Source organism: Lysinibacillus sp. CNPSo 3705, from assembly GCF_028674935.1.
Classification (GTDB): domain Bacteria; phylum Bacillota; class Bacilli; order Bacillales_A; family Planococcaceae; genus Lysinibacillus.
The window spans coordinates 1-1,775 of record NZ_JAQZSD010000151.1; the positions used below are offsets into that span (position 1 = coordinate 1).

At 31.0% G+C, this 1,775-nt stretch carries 1 protein-coding gene; it reads left to right on the top strand.

Annotated features, from left to right (window positions below; genetic code table 11):
• Positions 1-301 precede the first annotated feature (301 nt).
• The gene (locus PVA17_RS24685) at positions 302-1,444 is read left to right on the top strand and encodes a hypothetical protein (protein ID WP_274069327.1); all 1,143 of its coding nucleotides are present in this window, start codon (positions 302-304) and stop codon (positions 1,442-1,444) included.
• The last annotated feature ends 331 nt before the right edge of the window (positions 1,445-1,775 follow it).

Sequence of the window (1,775 nt, forward strand, 5' to 3'; positions counted from 1 at the left end):
GTAATTTTTAATATTAAAGCTACATTCTTTTTTTATGAAGAAACCTAAAATTAAAATGAACGATTTAGTCATTTCAACAGTCTAATGAGTAGAAAGGAGCGAGAAAGATGGATGAACAAGCTTTTTTATATTTACTTAAACAATATGAACAGACCATGTATCGAATGGCGTTTGCCTATTTAAAAAATGAGCATGATGCTATTGAAGCTGTGCAAGAAGCTACTTAACGATCCTTAAAACGTGGACTTTGTCCATGTTCTAGGTAAAACAAATACTATTCGATGGGAGAATTGAGTTAACAATGAAAAAAACTACTAAAAAAACTTGGATGATTGCTTCAGCACTTACTCTAGGAATGGCTGTTCTAACGCCACTTCAAGTAGGAGCTGCATCATCAGAAAAAACAATTGAAGCATCCGTTCAAAAGGAACAACAAATTAAAGGGACTATTAAACATATCTTCCTCCATTATGGAATCAACCTTAAAGGACAAGATGGTAAAAATTATTTTATCAATTTCAATAATTTTTCTACTGAACAACTAGAAAAAATGAACTTGGTTGAAGGACAGGAAATTTCTGTTGAAGGTAGTGCTGTGGAAAATTATAACGACTTCAATACATTTGCAGTTTATAAAAAAAACCTACCTAAAGAGGTAACAAAAGAAGATTTAGCAAAATTAGAAAAAATGTTTAATGAAATGAAGAAGGTAGAAAAGGATCTAAATGAAGGTGATTATTCAGATGAAGAAATAGAAAAGAAATTTGAGGAAATAGATAAAATTTATGACGAAATGTATAAAATTAAAAAGCCATATGTATTAGCTAATTGGCAGCCTCAATCATTTGATGAATTTATAGAAGATTACGGTTTTAATGAAAGTAACATAGTTATTAAAGAGAACGATAAAAAACAGCTTAAAGCTTTTTATGAAGAATGGGTAAAGCTTGAAAAAAGTGGTGATGAAGAAAAGGCTAACAAAAAATATGAAGAGTTTTATAAAATCCTTGCACCATATTTAGATGAGCTAAACCCACCACAAACTTTTGAAGAAACTTTAGATGGCCTAGAATCAGTAATCCCTGCTGAAACTTTAGCAAAACTAAAAACAATTTTTGAGGATGCTCGAAAAGCAGATAAAGATGAAAATGAAGAATTGTCTGAAAAGCTATGGAATGAATTCCATGAAATCCTGGGTCAATTCTACATTCCTCCAACATTTGAAGAATACATGGCTGACTTTGAATTTGAAGTTAGTGAAGCAGATAGCAAGCAATTAAAACAGCTTTATGAAGAAGCCAGAGCACTTAATAAAAATGAAGAGCTTAATAAAGAAGAAGAAAAATGGGGAGAATTTAACGAAATTTTAGACCCATATTTTACAAAAATTTTAATCTCTGCTTCTAAAGTAACAATAAACGGCCAAGAATATCTACCTCAATAGGTAATGGAATTCGGGGTTGTCCCAAAAGTCATTGAAAATGATTTAGGGATTAACCCCTTTCTTATCTTCGCACAATATACCCTCTTTTACTTGGCCATTTGTACTTCTTTTTATCAACAATTTTATTAACATCTGTGGAAGGTTTACCTTAAACGAAAAAGCCAACCGTCCCTTTAAGGAAAATCAGCTATAACTAATTCCAATTGTATGGTTAATATATTGTTAAAATTTTGGTTCTATAATATTTGTTGGGGTATTCACACAATTCCATGCATAAAAAAAGCACAGATTCACCGATTTATATATACTTGAATTGTCGAGAAACAAGTAA

Excerpts from the sequence above, each read along its gene's own strand:
- PVA17_RS24685 (WP_274069327.1), top strand. The coding sequence starts at position 302 with ATGAAAAAAACTACTAAAAAAACTTGGATGATTGCTTCAGCACTTACT.